The 19317-nt window shown below is 71.8% G+C and carries 16 protein-coding genes; 7 read left to right on the forward strand and 9 right to left on the reverse strand.

Annotated elements, in window-relative coordinates; all coding sequences use genetic code 11:
* Nucleotides 1-23 precede the first annotated feature (23 nt).
* Both OG904_RS07300 and OG904_RS07305 read right to left on the reverse strand, forming a co-directional pair.
* Nucleotides 24-3071, reverse strand: a complete 3048-nt coding sequence (locus tag OG904_RS07300) for an AAA family ATPase (protein WP_405488538.1) — start codon at nucleotides 3069-3071, stop codon at nucleotides 24-26.
* A gap of 80 nt (nucleotides 3072-3151) precedes the next feature.
* On the reverse strand, nucleotides 3152-3319 hold the full coding sequence (locus OG904_RS07305; protein ID WP_405488540.1) for a hypothetical protein: 168 nt from the start codon (nucleotides 3317-3319) through the stop codon (nucleotides 3152-3154).
* A gap of 314 nt (nucleotides 3320-3633) precedes the next feature.
* On the opposite strand from OG904_RS07305, the gene OG904_RS07310 reads away from it, so the two are divergent.
* Nucleotides 3634-4038, forward strand: coding sequence for a hypothetical protein (locus OG904_RS07310; protein ID WP_405488542.1), 405 nt, complete (start codon nucleotides 3634-3636; stop codon nucleotides 4036-4038).
* A gap of 199 nt (nucleotides 4039-4237) precedes the next feature.
* Here OG904_RS07310 and OG904_RS07315 read toward each other — a convergent pair whose 3' ends face one another.
* From OG904_RS07315 to OG904_RS07330, 4 genes are all read right to left on the reverse strand, one after another.
* On the reverse strand, nucleotides 4238-4819 hold the full coding sequence (locus OG904_RS07315) for a hypothetical protein (protein ID WP_405488544.1): 582 nt from the start codon (nucleotides 4817-4819) through the stop codon (nucleotides 4238-4240).
* A gap of 140 nt (nucleotides 4820-4959) precedes the next feature.
* Nucleotides 4960-5520, reverse strand: a complete 561-nt coding sequence (locus OG904_RS07320) for a GNAT family N-acetyltransferase (protein ID WP_405488546.1) — start codon at nucleotides 5518-5520, stop codon at nucleotides 4960-4962.
* A gap of 39 nt (nucleotides 5521-5559) precedes the next feature.
* Entirely contained in the window at nucleotides 5560-7809 is a 2250-nt protein-coding gene (locus tag OG904_RS07325; protein WP_405488548.1) for an MMPL family transporter, read from the reverse strand.
* A 292-nt stretch (nucleotides 7810-8101) separates the two neighbouring features.
* The gene (locus OG904_RS07330; protein ID WP_405497837.1) at nucleotides 8102-8497 is read right to left on the reverse strand and encodes a signal peptidase I; all 396 of its coding nucleotides are present in this window, start codon (nucleotides 8495-8497) and stop codon (nucleotides 8102-8104) included.
* A 135-nt stretch (nucleotides 8498-8632) separates the two neighbouring features.
* On the opposite strand from OG904_RS07330, the gene OG904_RS07335 reads away from it, so the two are divergent.
* A complete protein-coding gene (locus OG904_RS07335) occupies nucleotides 8633-9448 on the forward strand; it encodes a GNAT family N-acetyltransferase (RefSeq protein ID WP_405488550.1) in 816 nt (271 codons plus the stop codon).
* 583 nt (nucleotides 9449-10031) lie between these two features.
* Here the strand turns inward: OG904_RS07335 and OG904_RS07340 are convergent.
* Complete coding sequence (locus tag OG904_RS07340; protein WP_405488552.1) at nucleotides 10032-10472, reverse strand: hypothetical protein; 441 nt, start codon at nucleotides 10470-10472, stop codon at nucleotides 10032-10034.
* A 902-nt stretch (nucleotides 10473-11374) separates the two neighbouring features.
* On the opposite strand from OG904_RS07340, the gene OG904_RS07345 reads away from it, so the two are divergent.
* Nucleotides 11375-11899 (forward strand): DinB family protein, encoded by a 525-nt coding sequence (locus OG904_RS07345; protein ID WP_405488554.1) that lies wholly within the window; start codon nucleotides 11375-11377, stop codon nucleotides 11897-11899.
* 84 nt (nucleotides 11900-11983) lie between these two features.
* Here OG904_RS07345 and OG904_RS07350 read toward each other — a convergent pair whose 3' ends face one another.
* Nucleotides 11984-12745 carry a siderophore-interacting protein gene (locus OG904_RS07350; RefSeq protein ID WP_405488556.1) on the reverse strand — a complete coding sequence of 254 codons (762 nt, stop codon included), beginning with the start codon at nucleotides 12743-12745 and terminating at the stop codon, nucleotides 11984-11986.
* Nucleotides 12746-12971: 226 nt separating this feature from the next.
* On the opposite strand from OG904_RS07350, the gene OG904_RS07355 reads away from it, so the two are divergent.
* The 4 genes from OG904_RS07355 to OG904_RS07370 all read left to right on the forward strand — a co-directional run bounded on the left by OG904_RS07355 (nucleotide 12972) and on the right by OG904_RS07370 (nucleotide 17716).
* On the forward strand, nucleotides 12972-14999 hold the full coding sequence (locus OG904_RS07355; protein WP_405497839.1) for a penicillin acylase family protein: 2028 nt from the start codon (nucleotides 12972-12974) through the stop codon (nucleotides 14997-14999).
* Nucleotides 14996-15655, forward strand: coding sequence for a GNAT family N-acetyltransferase (locus OG904_RS07360; RefSeq protein WP_405488558.1), 660 nt, complete (start codon nucleotides 14996-14998; stop codon nucleotides 15653-15655). The genes OG904_RS07355 and OG904_RS07360 overlap by 4 nt, the downstream gene beginning before the upstream one ends.
* 81 nt (nucleotides 15656-15736) lie before the next feature.
* Nucleotides 15737-15820, forward strand: coding sequence for a DUF397 domain-containing protein (locus OG904_RS07365; protein ID WP_405497841.1), 84 nt, complete (start codon nucleotides 15737-15739; stop codon nucleotides 15818-15820).
* A 60-nt stretch (nucleotides 15821-15880) separates the two neighbouring features.
* Nucleotides 15881-17716, forward strand: coding sequence for a protein kinase domain-containing protein (locus OG904_RS07370; RefSeq protein WP_405488560.1), 1836 nt, complete (start codon nucleotides 15881-15883; stop codon nucleotides 17714-17716).
* A gap of 81 nt (nucleotides 17717-17797) precedes the next feature.
* Here the strand turns inward: OG904_RS07370 and gatB are convergent, their stop codons facing one another.
* Nucleotides 17798-19306: an Asp-tRNA(Asn)/Glu-tRNA(Gln) amidotransferase subunit GatB gene (gene gatB, locus OG904_RS07375; RefSeq protein ID WP_405488562.1), complete on the reverse strand. Its 1509-nt coding sequence runs from the start codon at nucleotides 19304-19306 to the stop codon at nucleotides 17798-17800.
* Nucleotides 19307-19317: the final 11 nt, after the last annotated feature.

The raw sequence follows: 19317 nt of genomic DNA on the forward strand, positions 1-19317 counted from the left end.
CGGCCAGGACGGCCCAGGATGGCCTAACCCGTCCGGACGGCCTTCGGGGAGCCTGATCCGAAGAGCCGCAGCCGGTGGGCCAGGGCGGCGGCCTCACCGCGGCCCGCGACGCCGAGCTTCGCCAGGATGTTGGAGACGTGCACGCTGGCCGTCTTCGGGGAGATGAAGAGCTCCTCGGCGATCTGGCGGTTGGTGTGCCCCACCGCGACCAGGCGCAGCACGTCCCGTTCACGGCTGGTCAGGCCCAGCGCCTCCACCGGGTCGGTGTCCGGCGCCGGCAGGGCCTTGGGGGTGTCCAGGGGGGTGAGCGGGAGCCGGGCGCGCTGCGCGAGCAGGGCCAGGTCCTCCCGGAGCCGGCGGGCGCCGAGCCGCTCGGCGGTGGCGTGCGCCTGGTGGAGCAGACCGGTTGCGGCCTCGCGGTCGCCGCCGCCCGCCAGCAGGGCCTCCACGAGCCGGTGCCGGGCCCTGGCCAGCAGGTACGGGCGCTCCAGCGGGCGTACGGCCCCTTCCACGGCCGTCCAGTCGGCGACGGTGTCCCGGGCTTCGGCCCGCAGCAGCTCCGCCCTGAGGTACTCGGAGTGGGCGCTCCACACCGGGACCGGGGTGGCCAGGGCCCGGGCGGCGGTGCGCAGCACCGTCAGCGCTTCCTCCCGGCCGGCCTCGGCGACCGGCAGGCCCCGGGCGTCGGCTTCGGCCGAGGCGGCGGCGAGCAGCAGCGGCCAGGCGTAGCGGTGGTTGCCGAGCGGGAAGCCGTAGTCGACGGCCGTGGTCACTTCGGTGCGGACGTCGGCTATCCGGCCCTCCCCCGCGGCCACCCCGATCGCGAGGCGGAACAGCGGGATCCGGTGCTGGGGCTGGCCGTTGTGGGAGCCGAAGTGGGCGCGGGCGGCGGCGAGCTGGGTGGCGGCCTCGGCGAGTTCGCCGCGGGCCAGGGCCAGGTAGGACAGCCGTGCGGCGGCGGCGGCGCGCGGAGCGGCGCTGCTGACGAGGGCCAGGCCGCGCCGGGCCTCCGTCGCGGACTCGTCCCACCGGCCGAGGCTGTAGAGGCTCTCCGCCATGTTCCCGCGCACCCAGGCCTCGGAGTCCATCAGATGGAACTTCTTGGCCAGTGCGACACCTTGTTCCGCCAGTTCCACGGCTTCGCGGGACCGGCCCATGCTTTCCAGATGAGAGGTCAGGTTGATATGAGCACGTCCCGCCAGCATGCCGAGTCCGAGTTCGGCGGCCCGGTCCTTGACGGCGTACATCTCGGCGAGGCCGCGCTCGGATTCGCCACAGTCGACGAGCAGGCTGCCGACGGTGATCCGGGCGTTGAGTTCCGTGTCCTCGGCTCCGACCATCCGCGCGTACTCCACGGCGCGTTCGGCGGCGACCAGGTTGTCGGGGCCGGGCTGGTGGAGCATGCCCCAGCTCGCGGCCCGGACCAGGACGTCGGCGTGCACCTGGGACGGGGGCAGCCCGCGGACGAGTTCCTGGGCCCTGGCCAGCTCCGCCCAGCCGTCGCCGCGGGCGAGGGCGGTGATCAGCCGGGATCGTTCCGTCCAGAACCAGGCGGCGCGCAGCGGGTCGTGACCGTCGTCCAGCGTCCGCAGGGCCGTCTTGGTGAGCTTCAGGGCGCGCTCGCGCTCACCGCCGAAGCGGGCCGCGACGGTGGCTTCGGCCAGCAGGTCGAGGCGTTGCAGCGGGGTGGTCGCCGGGTCGCAGCCGCAGGGCGGGTACACCTCGGTGTAGTCCGCCGGGCGCAGCGCGCCGCGCACTTCCTCCGGTACGGCCTCCCACAGTTCCATGGCCCGTTCCAGCAGCCGCAGCTGCTCGGAGTAGGCGTGCCGGCGCCGGGCGGCCACCGAGGCGGCGAGTACGGCGGGCAGCGCCTTGACCGCGTCGTTGGCGTGGTACCAGTAGGTGGCGAGCCGGATGGTCCGCTCCTCGGTGCGGATCAGCGAGTCGTCCTCCTCCAGCGCCTCGGCGTAGCGGCGGTTGACCCGGGCGCGCTCGCCGGGCAGCAGGTCGTCGGAGACGGCTTCGCGGACCAGGGAGTGGCGGAAGCGGTAGCCGTCGCCGTCGGAGGTGGCGATGAGGATGTTGGCGCCGACCGCCGACCGCAGGGCCTCGATCAGTTCGTCCTCGGTGAGCCGGGTGACGGCGCGCAGCAGTTCGTACTCCACCGTGGAGCCGCCCTCGGCGACGATGCGCACGACGCGCTGCGCGGCGTCCGGGAGGACTTCGACGCGCACGAGGAGGAGGTCGCGCAGGGATTCGGTGAGGCCGGTGACACAGCCGCTGGCGCGGGAGGCGACGAGTTCCTCGACGAAGAAGGCGTTGCCGTCGGAGCGGTCGAAGACCGATTCGACGAAGTCCTCGTCGGGCTGCGAGGCGAGGATGCCGGCGAGCTGGCGGCGCACCTCGGCCCGGTTGAAGCGCGGCAGTTCGATGCGCTGGACGGTGCGCAGCCGGTCGAGTTCGGCGAGGAGCGGGCGCAGCGGGTGGCGGCGGTGCACGTCGTCGGCGCGGTAGGTGGCGACCACCACGAGCCGGCCGCTGCCCAGGGCGCGCAGGAGGTACGAGAGCAGGTGCCGGGTGGAGGCGTCCGCCCAGTGGAGGTCTTCCAGGACGAGGACGACGGTGCGGTCGGCGGCGAGCCGCTCGAGCATCCGGGCCGTCAGCTCGAAGAGCCGGGCGGTGCTCTCCTCGTCGTGCGGGCCGCGCGGGGTCTCGCCGAGTTCGGGGAGGATGCGGGCGAGTTCGTCTTCCTGGCCGACGGCCGCGGCGGCCAGTTCGGCGGGGAGCAGGCGGTGCAGGGTGCGCAGGGCGGTCGAGAACGGGGCGAAGGGAAGTCCCTCCGCCCCGATCTCCACACAACCGCCGACGGCGACGACCGCGCCGCGGCGGTCGGCCTCGCAGAGGAACTCCTCGGTGAGGCGGGTCTTTCCGACCCCGGCCTCGCCCCCGATGAGCAGTGCCTGCGGCTCCTGGCCGGCGGCGCGCGTCAGGGCGTCGGTGAGTACGGCCAGTTCGTCGGCTCGGCCGACGAACACCGGGCTGACAGATCTGGTTTCCACGCCGCCGAGCATCGCACAGAGGCCCTGGTCATCGGCACTTGTTATTGGTGCGCTTCTCATCACGTGCCGGTTCACACGGTTGCGTGTGGGGGTTACGCGGCTCGGGCGAAGCGGCTGCGGTGCCCTCTCACCGACCCCTCCGGTTCCTGGTTCCGGGAGAAGAGGCGACGGCTCTTCTTCGCCTCCTGGACCAGGCGGTACGCGTCGGCCTCGCGGATGAGGTCGTCGTGGCGGGCGGTGGCGATCTCGTACTGGAACATCTCGTACTCCCTGGTGGTGTTTCTCGGGCACCTCGTTCGGTGTGATCCAAGAATCGCTTCCCAGGGGGTACCGGCACATCGGGAGCATGCCGCATCTGTACGGGCCGGGGTGCCTTAGGCCCGGGCCTAAGGAGCCTGAGGTGGCCTAAGGCAGTGCCTAGGCGGGGTACCGGGCGGCGGCGATCGGCCTAGGCGGGGCGCGTCGGCTGGCCGTCCTCGGGACCACCTGGCCCCTGTGGGTCGGGGCTCTCGGAACCGCGGCGACCGCCGCGATGACCGCTACGGCCAAAGCGGGCCAGGCGACGGGAAGCTTCGTGATCCCGATCGTCCTGGGCGTGCTCACCATGGGCGGGGTGGCCGTCCACGCGGCCAGGGCGGCGGCCTCCTCCGCGGCCAAGGCGGGCGAGTTCGCGTCGGAGGCGGCGGACTACCTGTTCCACAGGGCCGGAACCGTCGGAGCCGGACCGGAGCAGCTCTTCGAGGCACGGGTCCGCCCGGTGCTGACAGCCCTCTCCGAGCGAAACGGCAGAGCCGATGCCCTTCTCTCCGGGCCGGCTCCGGTGGTGCGGACCCTGCGCGGCGCGGCCCGCACGAGTCTGGTTCTCGCGCTCGCCGTCCTCGCGGTCAGCCTGTTCGTCTTCGCGATCGGTTTCGCGGACGCCTTTGACGACGTCACCTGCGTCCCGAACCCGCGGACCGCCCAGTACTGCCCGTACTGAGAATGAGCCCCATGACCGACGATCCCAGGTAGCCGATCAGCCCAGGGGCCGAATGCCGGTGGTGACGGTGAACTCAAGGTGGCGGCCCGTCTCGACACCTCGGTCCCTGGTCAGGGACGCACAGGAGGGTGGCACCACCGGTCGAACCGGTGGTGTCACCCTCCACTTGGTGTCCGCGCTGCGACCGCCGGTCGCGGTGTTACGCGGCGCTGGGGGCCACGGGGAGGGAGAGGACGTACATGAAGGCGAAGGCGATCAGGCCGATGGCGGCGACGACCACGGCGGCCCAGGACACGGAGCGGACCCAGGTCGGGAGGGTGCGGCCGGGGGCGCCGAAGGCCGGGCGGGCCAGCACGAACACGGCGATGAGCAGCGCGATCGTCGACAGCACACCGTTGACCAGGGCGGTCATGTGCCAGGCGTTGCCGTACAGGGCCTCGATCTTGGCCTCGGTGCTGGTGGCGTTGGCCGAGCTGATCTGGCCCTTGAGCGTCTCGCGCTCGGCCAGGACGCGCGAGGTCCAGCTACCGCTGAGGGCGATCAGGCCGAGACCGGCGGCGACGATGGCGGAGGCTCCGGCGGCGACACCACTGTTCTGCTGCTCGTCGTCCGACGAGTCGAGCTCGCCGTCGAGGTCGGCGTCGAGCTCCTCGTCGAGGAGCTCCTCGGTGGCAGCGTTGTCCGCGGCGACCGGGGTGGCCGTCTCGTCGGTGGCCTTGGTCAGGTCGGCCGGGGAGTCCGCCTCGGGAGCGGTCGTGTCGGCGGTCTTCGTGGTGTCCATGCGGGGCACCGTAGGCGGCTTTTCTGAGAGGTTCCTGAGAATCCGGCCGGACCGTCACCACTGCCCCGCGTCCGGCCTAGTCCGCGGCGGATACGGAGCGGGGCGGAGACGGGGGCGGGGTGTGCGCGACCGGGGTGCGCTTACGCGGACGGCGCCTGCGCCGGGGACCACTCGTGGGCGAGGATCGCCCAGATCTCGGTGTCCTGGCGGACTCCGCGGTGCAGGTGGTTCTGGCGCATGACGCCTTCGCGGGTCATGCCGAGGCGCTCGGCGACGGCGAGGCTCTTCTTGTTTCCGGTGGCGGCGTGCCATTCGACGCGGTGCATGCCGCGCTCGCCGAAGGCGTAGTCGATCAGGACGTTGCAGGCCTTGGTGACCAGGCCGCGGCCGGCCGCGGCGGGCTCCAGCCAGCAGCCGATCTCGCAGTTGCCGCTCTGGGCGTCGAACGCCGGGAAGAGCACACCGCCCACGAGGGTGCCGTCGAGCCGGATCCCGAAGAACCGGGCGCCGTCCTCCCCCGCGGTGAGCGCGTACTTGGCCAGCAGCGCGCGGGCGGACTCGAGGTCGGAGGACCGGTCCGGGAAGCCGACGTACTGGCCGATGAACTCGCGTCCGCGTTCGATGTGCGCGAAGAACTCCTCCGCGTGCCGGGCTTCCAGGGGGAACATCTGGGCGTCGTCGGCGAGGTCTATCGAGAACATGCGCGTTCTTCCTTGGGTGTGTGGCGGCGGGTGGCCTGGTCACCGGGGGCTGGTGGCGGGCTCGGCTCCGTCCTCGCTCGTGGCGGGGTCCGTGCCGGGCCGCTGCAGGGGAAGTTTCGCATGCGGGCGGCACTCCGGGGGCTCGATGCTGATCTTCGGCAGCCTGCGGTCCAGCCAGGCCGGCAGCCACCAGTTGGCTCCGCCGAGCATGTACATCAGGGCCGGGACGAGGAGGGTCCGCAGGACGAAGGCGTCGAGGGCGACGGCCACGGCCAGCGCGATGCCGAACATGGCGATGAGCCGGTCGCCGCTGAGTACGAAGGCCAGGAAGACGGAGATCATGATGACGGCCGCCGAGTTGATCACCCGGCTGGTCTCGGCGAGGCCGACGCGCACGGCCCTCTTGTTGTCCCCGGTCTCCAGCCACTCCTCGTACATCCGGCTCACGAGGAAGACCTGGTAGTCCATGGACAGTCCGAAGAGCACCGAGACCATGATCACCGGCAGGAAGGGTTCGATCGGTCCCGCGCTGCCCAGGCCCAGCGGTTCGCTGCCCCAGCCCCACTGGAAGACCGCGACGACGACGCCGAAGGAGGAGGCGACGGCGGCGACGTTCATGGCGGCCGCCTTGACCGGGATGCCGATGGAGCGGAAGGCCAGCAGCAGGAGCACGCAGCCCAGGGCGATGACCACCCCGACGAACAGCGGCAGTTTGCCGACGATGACCTCGGCGAAGTCGTCGTACCCGGCGGTCACCCCGCCGACGTGGGCCTGCATGGTGTTGCCGTGCGCGGCGCGCGGGATGACGTCCTCGCGCAAGGTGCCGACCAGCGCGCTCGTGTCCCGGGACTGCGGCGAGGAGTCCGGCACCACGGTGATGACGGCGGTGTCCCCGCTCCGGTTGAAGACCGCCGGCCCGGCGGAGGCCACGCCCGCGGTCGTACGGAGCGACTCGGCCAGCCCGTCCACGGCGACCCGGTCACCGGCGCCGCCGAGGCGCGCGACCACGGTCAGCGGGCCGTTCATCCCCGGGCCGAAGCCCTCCGCGAGCAGGTCGTAGGCCTTGCGGGTGGTGGCGGTGGCCGGATTGTTGCCCTGGTCGGAGGTGCCGAGGTGGAGGGAGAACGTGGGCAGCGCCAGCACCACCATGACCACCGTGGCGAGCAGCCCCAGCAGCTTCGGGTGACGCTCGACGAAGGCCGACCAGCGGGCGGCGAAGCCGGTGACCGACCCGGCCCGCGGACCCTCGTCCGCCAGCCTGCGCCGCTCGCGGCGGGAGAGCGCGCGCGGACCGATGTACGAGAGGAGGGCGGGCAGCAGCGTCACCGAGGCGGCGACGGTCAGCACCACGGTGAGGGAGGCTGCGATCGCGACGCCATTAAGGAAGTTCAGCCGCAGCACCAGCATGCCGAGCAGCGCGATGCAGACGGTGGCCCCGGCGAAGACGACGGCCCGGCCGGTGGTGGCGACGGCGTTCTCGGCGGCCTCCGCGACCGCGAGCCCGCGCTGGAGTCCCTTGCGGTGGCGGGTGACGATGAACAGCGCGTAGTCGATGCCGACGCCGAGGCCCACGAGCGTGCCGAGCATCGGGGCGAAGTCGGCGACCGGCATCGCGTGCCCGAGGAGGGTGATGCCGAAGTAGGCGGTGCCCACGCTGACCAGGGCCGTCGCGATGGGCAGCAGGCTGGCGGCCAGCGACCCGAAGGCCAGGAACAGCACCACGGCGGCGATGGCCACGCCGATGACCTCGGCGAGGTGCGCACTGGGGGCTTCGGTGAGACCGATGGCGCGGCCGCCGAGCTCGACCCGGAGGCCGTCGGCCTGGGTCTCCGGGTTCTTCGCGGCGTCGACGACGGCCTTGGCCTCGCCCTTGGGCACGGAGTCGGCCTGCCGGTCGAAGGTGACCACGGCGTAGGCGGTGCGCCCGTCGGAGCTGATCCGGGCGGCGGCCCCGGGTTCGGAACCGTAGGGACCGGCCACCGATCCGACGCCGGGCAGCCGGGCTATCGAGTCCAGCGCCCGCGTCATGCGCTGCTCGACGGCGGGCGTACGGACGCTCTGGTGGTCGGGGGCCCGCCACACGATGGTGTCGGTGTCGCCACCCTGACCGTGGAAGCCCTCGCGGAGCAGGGCGTGCGCCTTGCTGGACTCGGTCCCGGGGACCTCGTAGTCGTTGGAGAACGCCGCTCCGGCACCGACGGCGGCCGCGGCGGTCCCGAGGAACGCGAGGAGCCAGATCAAGACGGCAACGAGTCGGTGTCGCATGCACCAGCGTGCGATGGCTGCCAACGGACGAGCTCCCTGGTGGTTCGGATCTTCACCGGGGGACGGCCCGTCGCAAAGAACGCTTGAACACTGAATGGCTGAACGTCTTGTAACTACACGTCTTGTAACTGCACGTCGTCTTGTAACTACACGTCTTGTAACTACACGTCTTGTAACTACACGTCTTGTAACTGCACGCCTTGTAACTGCACGTCTTGTAACTAGTGGTCTACACCTTCACGATCTCAGCGTTCCGTGATCGTTGGCGGCCTTCGTGGGCATCGTCACAGGCTGCCGGACAGGTGCGGGACCATGGTCACACGGACTTCGGAACGGAGGTCCGGCCGGACTGGTCATCAGGGCCGTCGGCCCGGTAACCCGGCAGCGAGGGCCAGCGCACGGTGAGCACCACCGAGTCCTCCTCCGCGTACCAGGAATGGTCGACACCGCGCCCCCACACGACGTAGTCCCCCTGCTCGGCGAGGACGACGCTGCGGCCGGGGAACTCCAGCCGGAACCGTCCGCTGATCAGCACCTGCAACGCCGTACGCGATTCGCCGCGCACCCACTGCGCCCGCTCGTCACCCTTGGGGTGGACGCCCCACTTGATCTCCACGTCCTCGCTGTGGCGGGGGTCGCCGGGCTCCTTGAAGTGCCCCAGCAGCCAGCCCCGGTCGAGCGCGGCGTCGGGGGTGGCCTTGCCGGTGTGGATGGAGGGGTGGGGGGAGGGGTGGGGTGACGGGTGGGTGGGGCGGGGGGAATCGGGGTGCACGGGGTGCGTGGGGTCGCTCACCGGGGTGAGGTTAATGCAGTTGTCGGAGTGGTCGGCGGCTGGTGAGCTGGCCGGATGACGACGGATCGAGATGCCCTGCTGAAGGTGCGCGCCGAGTTCGACTCCGCGATGCGCCGCAACGCCCAGCCCGACACCAGTGACGCGCGTGTGGAACGGGTGGGACCGGTCGTACGGCAGATCGTGCCCGGAGCCGGCGGGAGCACGGTGCTCTGGTCCGACCTCGACGAGAGCACGGCGGACGCGGCGATCACGGAGCAGGTGCAGTTCTTCACGGAACTGGCAGCACGGGGCGAGGTCCCCGACGCGGAGTTCGAATGGAAGCTCTACGACTACGACCGCCCCGCCGACCTGGGCGAGCGGCTGCGCACGGCGGGCTTCGTGGCGGAGCCCGCGGAGACGCTGCTGGTGGGGCGCGCGGCGGACCTCGCCGCCCTGTCGGTGGAGCCGCCGGAAGGCATCACGTTGCGGGTGGTGACCGATGAGGAGGGCGTTGACCTGATGATGGAGGCCCACCGCCGCGCCTTCGGCTCGGACCGGCCGCGCATCAGGGAGCTGATGCTGAACCTGCTGAGGGACGAGCCGGACACCATCGAAGCGGTCGTCGCGATGGCGGGCGACACCCCGGTCAGCGCGGCCCGGATGGAGATGCGCCCGGGGACCCCCTTCGCGGGCCTGTGGGGCGGCGGCACGGTCCCGGAGTGGCGGGGCCGCGGCATCTACCGCCTCCTGGTCGCCCACCGCGCCCGCATCGCGGCGGAGCGGGGCATCCCCTACCTCCAGGTCGACGCCTCGGAGGACAGCCGCCCGATCCTGCAACGGCTTGGCTTCGAAGTCCTGGGGGTGACGGTGCCTTGGGTTTGGGAGGGGTAGGGGGTGGGGGGTGGGTGGGGTGGGGGGTGGGTTGGGCGGTGACTTCGACAGGGTCCGGTGGGAGCCCGGCAGTCCAGTGTCCTTTCGGTGCGGGCCGGCCCGTCAAGGGCGCTCACTTCGTTCGCGTCGCTTCGCGATGGCCTTCGGCCACCCTTGACCGACCGACCCACCCCGAAACGCCACAAGACTTCCGGGATCCCCCCGAGGAACGGCCGGGAGGGACGGATACGGAGGAGCGGCCGCATCAGGGATGCCCATCCCCCCTCCGGCCGGTGCGATCCGCACCCGTCACCTGTCAGCACCGCAGAAGGGGGAGGGAATGGACGCCCGGGACGGTCAGAGCATCCAGGACCGGGCGGTCGGACACCCTTCCCGAGACTTCGACACGGCCGCCATGAGCGTAAGGACGACCACCACCCCTTCGCAGGGTCGGTGGGCGCGTCGGATCGCTACACACTCCCACTCGGCTAAGCGACTAACGACCTTCCGTGGCCGAGGAATCGAAACGATCAGTTCTCGGAGTCTGAGGACGAGAAGACCGTCACCAGGTGGCCTTGGCGGACAGGGTGCAGGACGGGGCGGGTCAGGAATTGGTGTTGAGGAAGCCGATGGTTACTGCGCCCCACCAGCAGAGCTGGGAGATGACGGCGGTGGCTCCGCCCCACAGCAGCAGGCGGGGGGTGACGGCGGGTGCGGTCGTGAGGCGGTGACCGAGGAGGCCGGCCTGGAGGCCGTTGAGGGTGAGGAGGGCGACCAGCCCGAGCTTCGCGAGGGTGAGCGGCGAGTCGAGATTGGGTGCCAGCATCATCCCGCTCACGACGAGACCCCCGAGTCCGGCCCAGATGGGTATGTGGAGCCTGGAGGTGGCACCGACCACCTCGGTGAGCGAGCAACGCCCCATGGCCCACAGGAGACCGTAGTAGTCAGCGGTCAGAACCGCGCCGAAGCCGACGACGAGCGACGCGAGGTGGGCGAACAGCGCGGCCGTGTGCAGCGCCGGGTCGGTTTCCACGTGAACGGACACCCATAGACCGACCGTCAGAACGATCATCGCCCCAAGCCCAGCTGCCACCACCGTCCACCAGGAGTCGTACAGGCGGACAGGGCGGGAAGGCAGATCAGCGGCAGTGGACGACATGAGAATGAGCTCCGAAGGCAGGATCATCGCGAGTGCGATTCAGGCAAGGTAAGGCTTACCTAAGTGATTCGTGAGGTCAAAGCCTGTCCACAACCCAAGACGGACAGCCTCAGGCGCGATCTTGATCTTGATCCCATTGACCGCCCCCATCACCCCCATCACCCCCATCGCCCACGGACGGTCGTTAGTCGCTTAGCCGAGTGGGAGTGTGTAGCGATCTGATGCGCCCACCGACCCTGCGAGGGGGTGGTGGTCGTCCTTACGGTCGGGTTGGCCGTGCGAAGTCTCGGGAAGGGTGTCCGACCGCCCGGCCCTGGGTGTTCTGACTGTCCCGGGCAGCCGTACCCTCCAGCTGGCCGGTCCTGACCGTTCGACGGTCCAGATCGCACCGGCCGCAGTGGGCATGGACATCCCTGATGCGGCCGCTCCTCCGCATCCGTCCCTCCCGGCCGTTCCCCGGGGGGAACCCGGAAGTCTTGTGGCGTTTCGGGGTGGGTCGGTCGGTCAAGGGTGGCCGAAGGCCATCGCGAAGCGACGCGACGAAGGAGCGCCCTTGAGGGACCGGCCCGCACCGAAAGGACACTGGACTGCCGGGCTCCCACCGGACCCTGTCAACGCCCCCGCCCAACCCGCAGCACAGCCCCACCCCCACCCCGCAGGAACTTGTGGATCCTATGGGCTATATGGGGACGACTCGGCGGCATATGTTCAGTTTAAGAACAAAAGATGCACGCCGGGCCGGGCCGAACGCCTTCCACCCCCGGGATCAACGGGGCAAGATCGTTGCCATGGCTGCAACAGGAACAGAACCCACACCCCGCATCGGCCCGCCCCTCACCGGGGGCGAGCGCGAAATGCTCCGCGCGTACCTCGACTTCCACCGGGCCACCCTCGCCTGGAAGTGCGACGGACTCACCGACGAGGAGCTGCGCCGGCAGTCGTCCCCGCCCTCCACCCTGTCCCTGCTCGGGCTGGTCCGGCACATGGCGGAGGTCGAGCGGCACTGGTTCCGCCGCACCCTGGGCGGGGCGGACGTCCCGCACCTGTGGTCGGACAAGCACGACTTCCAGGCCGCCTACGACGTCTCCGGCTCGACCCGCGCCGAGGCCTTCGCGGCCTGGGAGGCGGAGGTCGAGCACTCGCGCGCGGTGGAGGAGGCCGCCGAGTCCCTCGACGTGACGGCGCACGTCGAGAAGTGGGAGGAGGACGCCTCGCTCCGCATGCTCATGCTGCACATGATCCACGAGTACGCCCGCCACAACGGCCACGCGGACTTCCTCCGCGAGGCCGTCGACGGCGTCACGGGCGCCTAAGGCGCGAGCACCCGACGCCCGAGCACCCGACGCCCGCGCACCCGATGCCCGGCCCGCACCCACACCCACCCCCAGGCCAAGCCCTCAAGGCCGCCAGTACCCCAGCCCGTTGACCCGCCCCTTCGGGATCGCCAGGTCCTTGCGGAGCCAGCCCGTCAGGGTGCGGGTGGTGGTGGTGTCGCAGGCCAGCCAGACGTACGCCGACCCCGCCTCCCCGAGGAGGGGCGGGAGTTCGGCGCGGACGCGCTCGGTCAGCGCCGTGCCTCCGCCCGCGCCCCGCTCGACCCGGCGTACGTCGTGGCGGTCCGCGTGCACTCGTAGGGGCAGTGCGGCGTCCGCCGCGTGCTGGGTCTCGAACCAGACCGTCGCCGGGGTGTCCGGGAAGGCGTCCAGCAGGGAGTTGATCGCGGGCAGCGAAGCCGGGTCGCCTATCACCAGGAGCCGCTCGGGTGCCGGCTCCGGGGTCGTGAAGCCCGTCCCCTGGATGGTCGCCTCGATGGTGTCGCCCGCGGCCGCGCTCCGCGCCCAGTCGCTCGCGACCCCGTCGTGCAGGGCGAACTCCAGCGAGAAGGTGCCGGCGGCCGGGTCCGGGTCGACCAGTGTGTAGGCCCGCTGGTGCGGTTTGCCGTCGGCCGCCGCGAACCAGAGCCGGACCCACATCGTCGGGTGCAGCGACTCCCCCGCCGCCGCGAGCAGTCCGCCGTCCGACAGGTGTACGCGCCGGAAGTGCTCGGTGACCTGTTCGGCCCCGGTGACCGTGAACGTGAAGTCCTTGGCCCGCATGAGTTTGAGGACGACGCCCTCCCAGCCCTTGGCCGTCTTCCCCGCCCCGCTCGCGACGCTCATTGCATCCCTACCTTCCCCTTATAGTTAGGGCAGCCTAACCTAAATGCACTTGGGGAAGAGTGTGGAGAGTGTGAGCCTTGTGAGCAGCACGGACGACGAGTACGCGGACCACGACAGGTCCGAGGGTCACGACAGGTACCAGGGTCACGGCAGGTCCGAGGGTCACGGCAGGTACGAGGGTCACGGCAGGTACGAGGACACCGAGCTCTACCGGGACAGTTGGGGCATACCGCACCTCCGCGCCTCGGATCCGCTCCGTCTCTCCTACGCCCAGGGCCGCACCACAGCCCTCGACCGCGCCTGGCAGCTGGAGGTGGAACGCCTGCGCGCCGAGGGCGCGAGCGCCTCCCTCCTCGGCCCCGACTCCGTCGCCTGGGACCGCTTCGCCCGCCGGAGCCGCCTCGCCGACACCGCGCGCCGCTGCTACGAGGCACTCGACCCGGAAACCTCCGCCTGGGTCCGCGCCTACGTCGGCGGGGTCAACGACGGGCTCGCCGCCGGGGCCGCCCGCGACGAGCGCTTCGGGCACGCCCCCGAGCCCTGGGAGCCCTGGGTCCCCCTCGCCATCTGGATCTCGACCCACATCCTCTTCGCCGGCTTCGCCACCAAGCTGTGGCGCGAGCGCGCGGCCCACGCCCTCGGCGACGAGGCCGCCACCCTGTTCGCCACCGACGGCCCCGGCACCGCCGGCAGCAACGGCTGGCTGGTGCCGGGCGACCGGACCGCGACGGGCGCGGCGATCATCGCGGGCGACCCGCACCGGTTCATCGAGGACCCGGGCGTGTACCAGCAGATACGTCTCGCCTGCCCGGAGTACGACGTACTCGGCCTCGCCGTTCCCGGTGTCCCCGGCCTCGCCCACTTCGGGCACACCGGCACCGCCGCCTGGGCCATCACCAACGCCATGGCCGACTATCAGGACCTGTACTCCGAGCAGTTGCGCCACCTGGAGGACGGCCGGACCGAGGCCCTGGGCCCCGACGGCGTCTGGGAGCCCGTCGCCCGCCACACCGAGACGATCACGGTCGCCGGAGCGGACCCGGTCGAGGTGGAGGTACTGGAGACCGCGCGCGGCCCGGTGATCATCCGAGCGGAGGACGAAGCGGGCCCCACGGGCGGCAACGCCCAGACCCTCTCCCTGCGCTACCCGCCCCGAGTCCGCCGCGACCTGGGCTTCGCCGCCCTCCCCGCGCTCCTGCGGGCCCGCACCGTCGCCGACATCGACGCCGCGCTCGACGGCTGGGCCGAGCCCGTCAACGTGGTCCACGCCGCCGACACCGAGGGCGGCCTGCTGCACCGCGTCGCCGGAGCCGTCCCGCTGCGCGACCCCGAGAACCGGCTGCGCCCCGTCCCCGCCACGGACGCCCGCCACGCCTGGCAGGGCTGGGCGGAGACCCCCGCCGAACCGGTGCAGGGCTTCGCCGTGATGGCGAACGCGCGCGGGATCGCCTCGCCGCTCGGCGTGGAGTTCGCGCCCCCGCACCGCGCCAACCGCATCCGCGAGCTGCTGTCCGGCTCGGCGGACTGGACCCCGAAGGCGATGGCCGACGTACACGCGGACACGCACCTGGCCTCCGCCGCGCCGCTGCTCGCCCTGCTCCCCGCGTTCGAGGACCTCTCCCCCGCCGCCGGTGCGCTGCGGGCCCGGCTGCTCGGCTGGGACCGGCACATGGACGCGGGCAGCACCGACGCCACCGTGTTCTCGGCCTTCCGGGCGGCGACCGTACGCCGCTTCGCCGCCGATCCGGTCTTCGCCGGCCTCGCCGACGCCCCGGCCGGCCCGGAGGTGTTCCACCCCTGGCTGTACCTGCTCCCCCGCATCGGCTACGCCCTGGAGGGGCTGCTCACCACCTCCCTCCTGCCCGCGCTGGACCGGGCCGGGCACGTCCGGGCCGCGCTGGAGGAGACGGCGGCCGCGGGCGGGCCCGACACGCCCTGGTCGGAGGTCCACCGGCTGGCCCCCTGGTCCGCGCTGCCGGATCCGGACGCCGAGTGGCCGGGGCTCGGCGGCGACCACGACTGCGTCAACGCCACCTCCACCGTCCCCGGTTACACCGACCTCACCGCCCGCGCCTCTGCGGCCCGATACGTCTGGGACCTGGCCCGCCGCGAGGACAGCCTCTGGGCGGTCCCGCTCGGCGCGGACGGGGTCACCGGCAGCCCGCACCACCGCGACCAGCTCCCGCTCTGGGCTCGTTGCGAACTCGTCCCGGTCGTCACCGACTGGTCCCGCCTCACCAAGGAATCCGAATGACCAGCTCCCCCGGCACCGCCGCCCCCGACACCGCCGTCCCCGACACCGCCGCCCCCGTCACCACGCGGCAGCCCGTGCACACCCATGTCGTCGAGGGCTTCGGCACCGTCACCCTGACCCCCCTCGACCCGGCCGTCGACTCCGTGCTGGTCCACGCCTGGGTCACCGAGGAGCGGGCCTCCTTCTGGGGCATGGGCGGAGCCAGCCGCGAGCTGGTGCAGGAGATCTACGAGGACGTGGACCGCCGCACCACCCACCACGCGTACCTCGCGCGGCGCGAGGGGCAGCCGGTCGCGCTGTTCCAGACGTACGACTGCGCGGAGGACCGGGTCAGCGAGTGCTACGAGGTCCAGCCCGGGGACATCGGCGTGCACCTGCTGATCGGCCCGGACCGCGGCGGCGCCGAACAGGGCTTCACCGCAGCCCTGTTGAACGTCTTCCTGGCCTACCTCCTGTCCGACCCGTCGGTCCGCCGTGTCGTGGCCGAGCCCGACGCCCGCAACGAGAAGGCCATAGCCCGGCTCCAGCGGACCGGTTTCGCGCTCGGCCCGGAGGTGGAGCTCCCGGAGATCGACCTGCCCGAGGTCCACCTCCCGGCCAAGCAGGCCCGGCTGCTCACCCTCGACGTGTCGGGAGCCGTGCCGCAGATCCGCTGACCGGCGCCGCCCGGTGGGCAGTTCGGCCCACCGGGCACCGGGCAGTACACCGGTCGGGCCGCCCACGCCGCCGCCGTACACGTGCGCGATTCCAAGGTCGCCGAAGGCCCCGTCCCGACCGTGGCCCCCGCAGCCTGGGACGCATTCGTGACCGCCTCCGCTTGACCATCCACCTCCCGCGCCGGGAAGCTGATCCCCACTCAAATACTCGGCGCTGGGGGGAAATTGACCAGCCAGAATCTGCACATCGGTCCGGACGCGGCGGCAGACCGCTACCGACTGCTCCGGTCCATCGGGCGCGGCGGTGAGGCCGTGCTCTACCTCGCGGAGATAGAGCTCGCGGGTGGGTCCGAGCCCGTGGTCGTGAAGGTGCTCGACTCCAAGACCACGATCACCCCGGACGTGTTCGACCGCATCAGCCAGAAGTGGAACGAACAGGCCGAGCTGCTGCGCTTCGTCCACCGGCCGGGCGTCGTGGGTGTACGGGAACACTTCGAGGGGCCGCCGATCCACCGGCCCGGGGAATCCGGGACGCTGACCGGGCGGGCCCTCGTCCTGGTCATGAACCACGTCGACGGGCTCGACCTGCGGGACTGGCGGGCCGAGCGGACGCTCTCCACCGCCGGCGAGCGGCGCGAGGTGATGCGCACGCTGGAGCAGCTGGCCGACGTGCTGGACTGGCTGCATTCGGGGAAGGCCACCCCGTCGGGGCGCCAGGTCATCCACGGTGACCTGTCTCCGGGAAACGTCATGGTCGACGCCCACGGGCAGGCGACCCTGGTGGACTTCGGCCTCAGCAAGCTGACCGCCGACCACCAGACGGCCGAGGTGTGGTTCACCCCGGGCTACGCGGCTCCCGAGGTCTTCGACGGGAAGCGGACCCCGGGTGCGGACCGGTACGCCTTCGGGGCCATCGCGTACTTCCTGCTGAGCGGGGAATCGCCGCCCGCGACTCCGGAACTGCTGGCGCAGTCCCTCGTGCGGCTGCCGCAGTTCGCGGTGCTGGACGCGGAGCAGCGGGCCCGGATCGCCTCCGTCTTCGCCTCCGATCCGCTGAAGCGTCCGGTGAACCTGGCGGGCTGGATGAAGGACATCCGCCGCGCGGTGGTGTCCACCACCACGTCCACCTCGCAGCGGGTGGTGCAGGACGTGCCCCCGGTCCCGGTGGCGGCCCCGCCCAAGCCCGTGGCCCCGCCGCCGCAGCAGCGGCCGACGCCCCCGGTGGCCTCCCCGGTGCTCCCGGCGGCGCCCCCGCCGCAACCCGTGTACACCCCGCCACCCACCGAACCGGTGTTCACCCCGCCGCCGCAGGCGAGCGTGCCGCAGGGGTACGGTCCCGCGCCCGCGGCCGTGTCCCCCACGGAGCCGCTGCCCACGGCCCCGCCCCCGCGCAGGAAGCGGCGTACCGGGCTGGTGCTCGGGGCGGTGCTCGCCGTGCTGGTGGTGGCGGCCGGTGCGGTGGTCGGCGTAAGGCTGCTCGGGGACAAGAAGGACGCCGCCGGCTCGAACACCGCGGCCGGCGGGGACAAGGCGGGCTCGTCCTCCCCGGCCCCCGAGAGCCCGACCCCCACCCCGACACCCAGCCCGTCCGCGTCCGCGGCCGTGTCCGATGACCCGACGACCCAGCCCACGGCGACGGGTTCGCAGCCCGCGTCAGGGGTGGCTCCGGGGGTCAACGCCGCCGATCTGACCGTGATCAACCCCGTATCGGGACTGGGCGAGTTCACCGTCGGGGCGGCGAAGATCAACACCAAGCAGTACGGTGCGGCGTTCATCGCCGACCTGGGCTGCAACGGTGACGCGATCGCGGAGTTCGACCTGAACCGGGAGTGGAAGTACCTGGACTTCACCGCCGGTATCGACGACGGTTCCGTCAACGAGAAGGGCCGGGTCACCATCACGCTCGACGGCCAGCCCGCCGCCTTCTCCGAGCTGGTGGCGCTGGGCAAACCCATCACCAAGCGGGTGGAGGTGAGCGGCGCCCTGCGGCTGCGCCTCAAGGTGGACGCGGGCTGCGACATGGGCAAGGTGGTCATCGCCGGCCCGCAGCTGACGCGCTGAACGGCGAACGGCCCCGCACCGGAGAACCGGTGCGGGGCCGTCGTGTACGTACCCGCGCACGCGCGGGAGCGACCGCGCCGACTACTCGGAGACGCCCAGGCGCTCCAGGATGAGCTCCTTGACGCGTGCCGCGTCGGCCTGGCCGCGGGTGGTCTTCATGACCGCTCCGACCAGCGCGCCGACGGCGGCGATCTTGCCGCCGCGGATCTTGTCGGCGATGCCCGCGTTGCCCGCGATGGCCTCGTCCACGGCCGCGCCGAGCGCGCCCTCGTCCGAGACGACCTTCAGGCCGCGCTTCTCGACGACCTCGTCCGGGGTGCCCTCGCCGGCGAGGACGCCCTCGAGGACCTGGCGGGCCAGCTTGTCGTTGAGCTCACCGGCCGCCACCAGGGCCGCGACGCGCGCGACCTGGACGGGGGTGATGGGCAGCTCGTCGACGACGACGCCCTGCTCGTTGGCGTTGCGCGCCAGCTCGCCCATCCACCACTTGCGGGCGGCCGTCGAGTCCGCGCCGGCCTCGATGGTGGCGACGATGGAGTCCACCGCGCCCGCGTTGAGGATCGACTGCATGTCGTGCTCGGTGACGCCCCACTCTTCGAGGAGGCGGTTGCGGCGCACGCGCGGCATCTCGGGCAGACCGGAGCGCAGCTCCTCGACCCAGGTGCGGGCCGGGGCGATGGGGACCAGGTCGGGCTCCGGGAAGTACCGGTAGTCCTCGGCGTTGTCCTTGATGCGGCCGGCCGTGGTGGAGCCGTCCTCCTCGTGGAAGTGCCGGGTCTCCTGCACGATCGAGCCGCCGGAGGAGAGCACCGCCGCGTGGCGCTGGATCTCGAAGCGGGCGGCGCGCTCGACGGAGCGCAGCGAGTTGACGTTCTTCGTCTCGCTGCGGGTGCCGAACTCGGACTCGGGGGTGGGGCGCAGCGACAGGTTGACGTCGCAGCGCATCTGGCCCTTGTCCATGCGGGCCTCGGAGACGCCGAGGGCCTTGATGACCTCGCGCAGCTCGGCGACGTACGCCTTGGCGACCTCGGGGGCCCGTACGCCCGCGCCCTCGATCGGCTTGGTGACGATCTCGATGAGGGGGATGCCGGCGCGGTTGTAGTCCAGCAGGGAGTGGGACGCGCCGTGGATGCGGCCGGTGGCGCCGCCGACGTGCAGCGACTTGCCGGTGTCCTCCTCCATGTGGGCGCGCTCGATCTCCACGCGGAAGATCTCGCCGTCCTCCAGCTGGACGTCGAGGAAGCCGTTGAAGGCGATCGGCTCGTCGTACTGGGAGGTCTGGAAGTTCTTCGGCATGTCCGGATAGAAGTAGTTCTTCCGGGCGAAGCGGCACCACTCGGCGATCTCGCAGTTGAGCGCGAGACCGATCTTGATGGCGGACTCGATGCCGATCTCGTTGACGACGGGCAGCGCGCCGGGCAGGCCCAGACAGACCGGGCAGGTCTGCGAGTTGGGCTCGGCGCCCAGCTCGGTCGAGCAGCCGCAGAACATCTTGGTCTTCGTGCCGAGCTCGACGTGGACCTCGAGGCCCATGACGGGGTCGTACGACGCGAGGGCGTCCTCGTACGACAGCAGTTCGGTGACAGTCACAGTGGAAATTC

The sequence above is a fragment of the Streptomyces sp. NBC_00096 genome, assembly GCF_045041305.1.
GTDB lineage: Bacteria > Actinomycetota > Actinomycetes > Streptomycetales > Streptomycetaceae > Streptomyces.

Excerpts from the sequence above, each read along its gene's own strand:
- OG904_RS07300 (WP_405488538.1), bottom strand. The coding sequence starts at position 3,071 with ATGCTCGGCGGCGTGGAAACCAGATCTGTCAGCCCGGTGTTCGTCGGC.
- OG904_RS07305 (WP_405488540.1), bottom strand. The coding sequence starts at position 3,319 with ATGTTCCAGTACGAGATCGCCACCGCCCGCCACGACGACCTCATCCGC.
- OG904_RS07315 (WP_405488544.1), bottom strand. The coding sequence starts at position 4,819 with ATGGACACCACGAAGACCGCCGACACGACCGCTCCCGAGGCGGACTCC.
- OG904_RS07320 (WP_405488546.1), bottom strand. The coding sequence starts at position 5,520 with ATGTTCTCGATAGACCTCGCCGACGACGCCCAGATGTTCCCCCTGGAA.
- OG904_RS07335 (WP_405488550.1), top strand. The coding sequence starts at position 8,633 with ATGACGACGGATCGAGATGCCCTGCTGAAGGTGCGCGCCGAGTTCGAC.
- OG904_RS07345 (WP_405488554.1), top strand. The coding sequence starts at position 11,375 with ATGGCTGCAACAGGAACAGAACCCACACCCCGCATCGGCCCGCCCCTC.
- OG904_RS07350 (WP_405488556.1), bottom strand. The coding sequence starts at position 12,745 with ATGAGCGTCGCGAGCGGGGCGGGGAAGACGGCCAAGGGCTGGGAGGGC.
- OG904_RS07360 (WP_405488558.1), top strand. The coding sequence starts at position 14,996 with ATGACCAGCTCCCCCGGCACCGCCGCCCCCGACACCGCCGTCCCCGAC.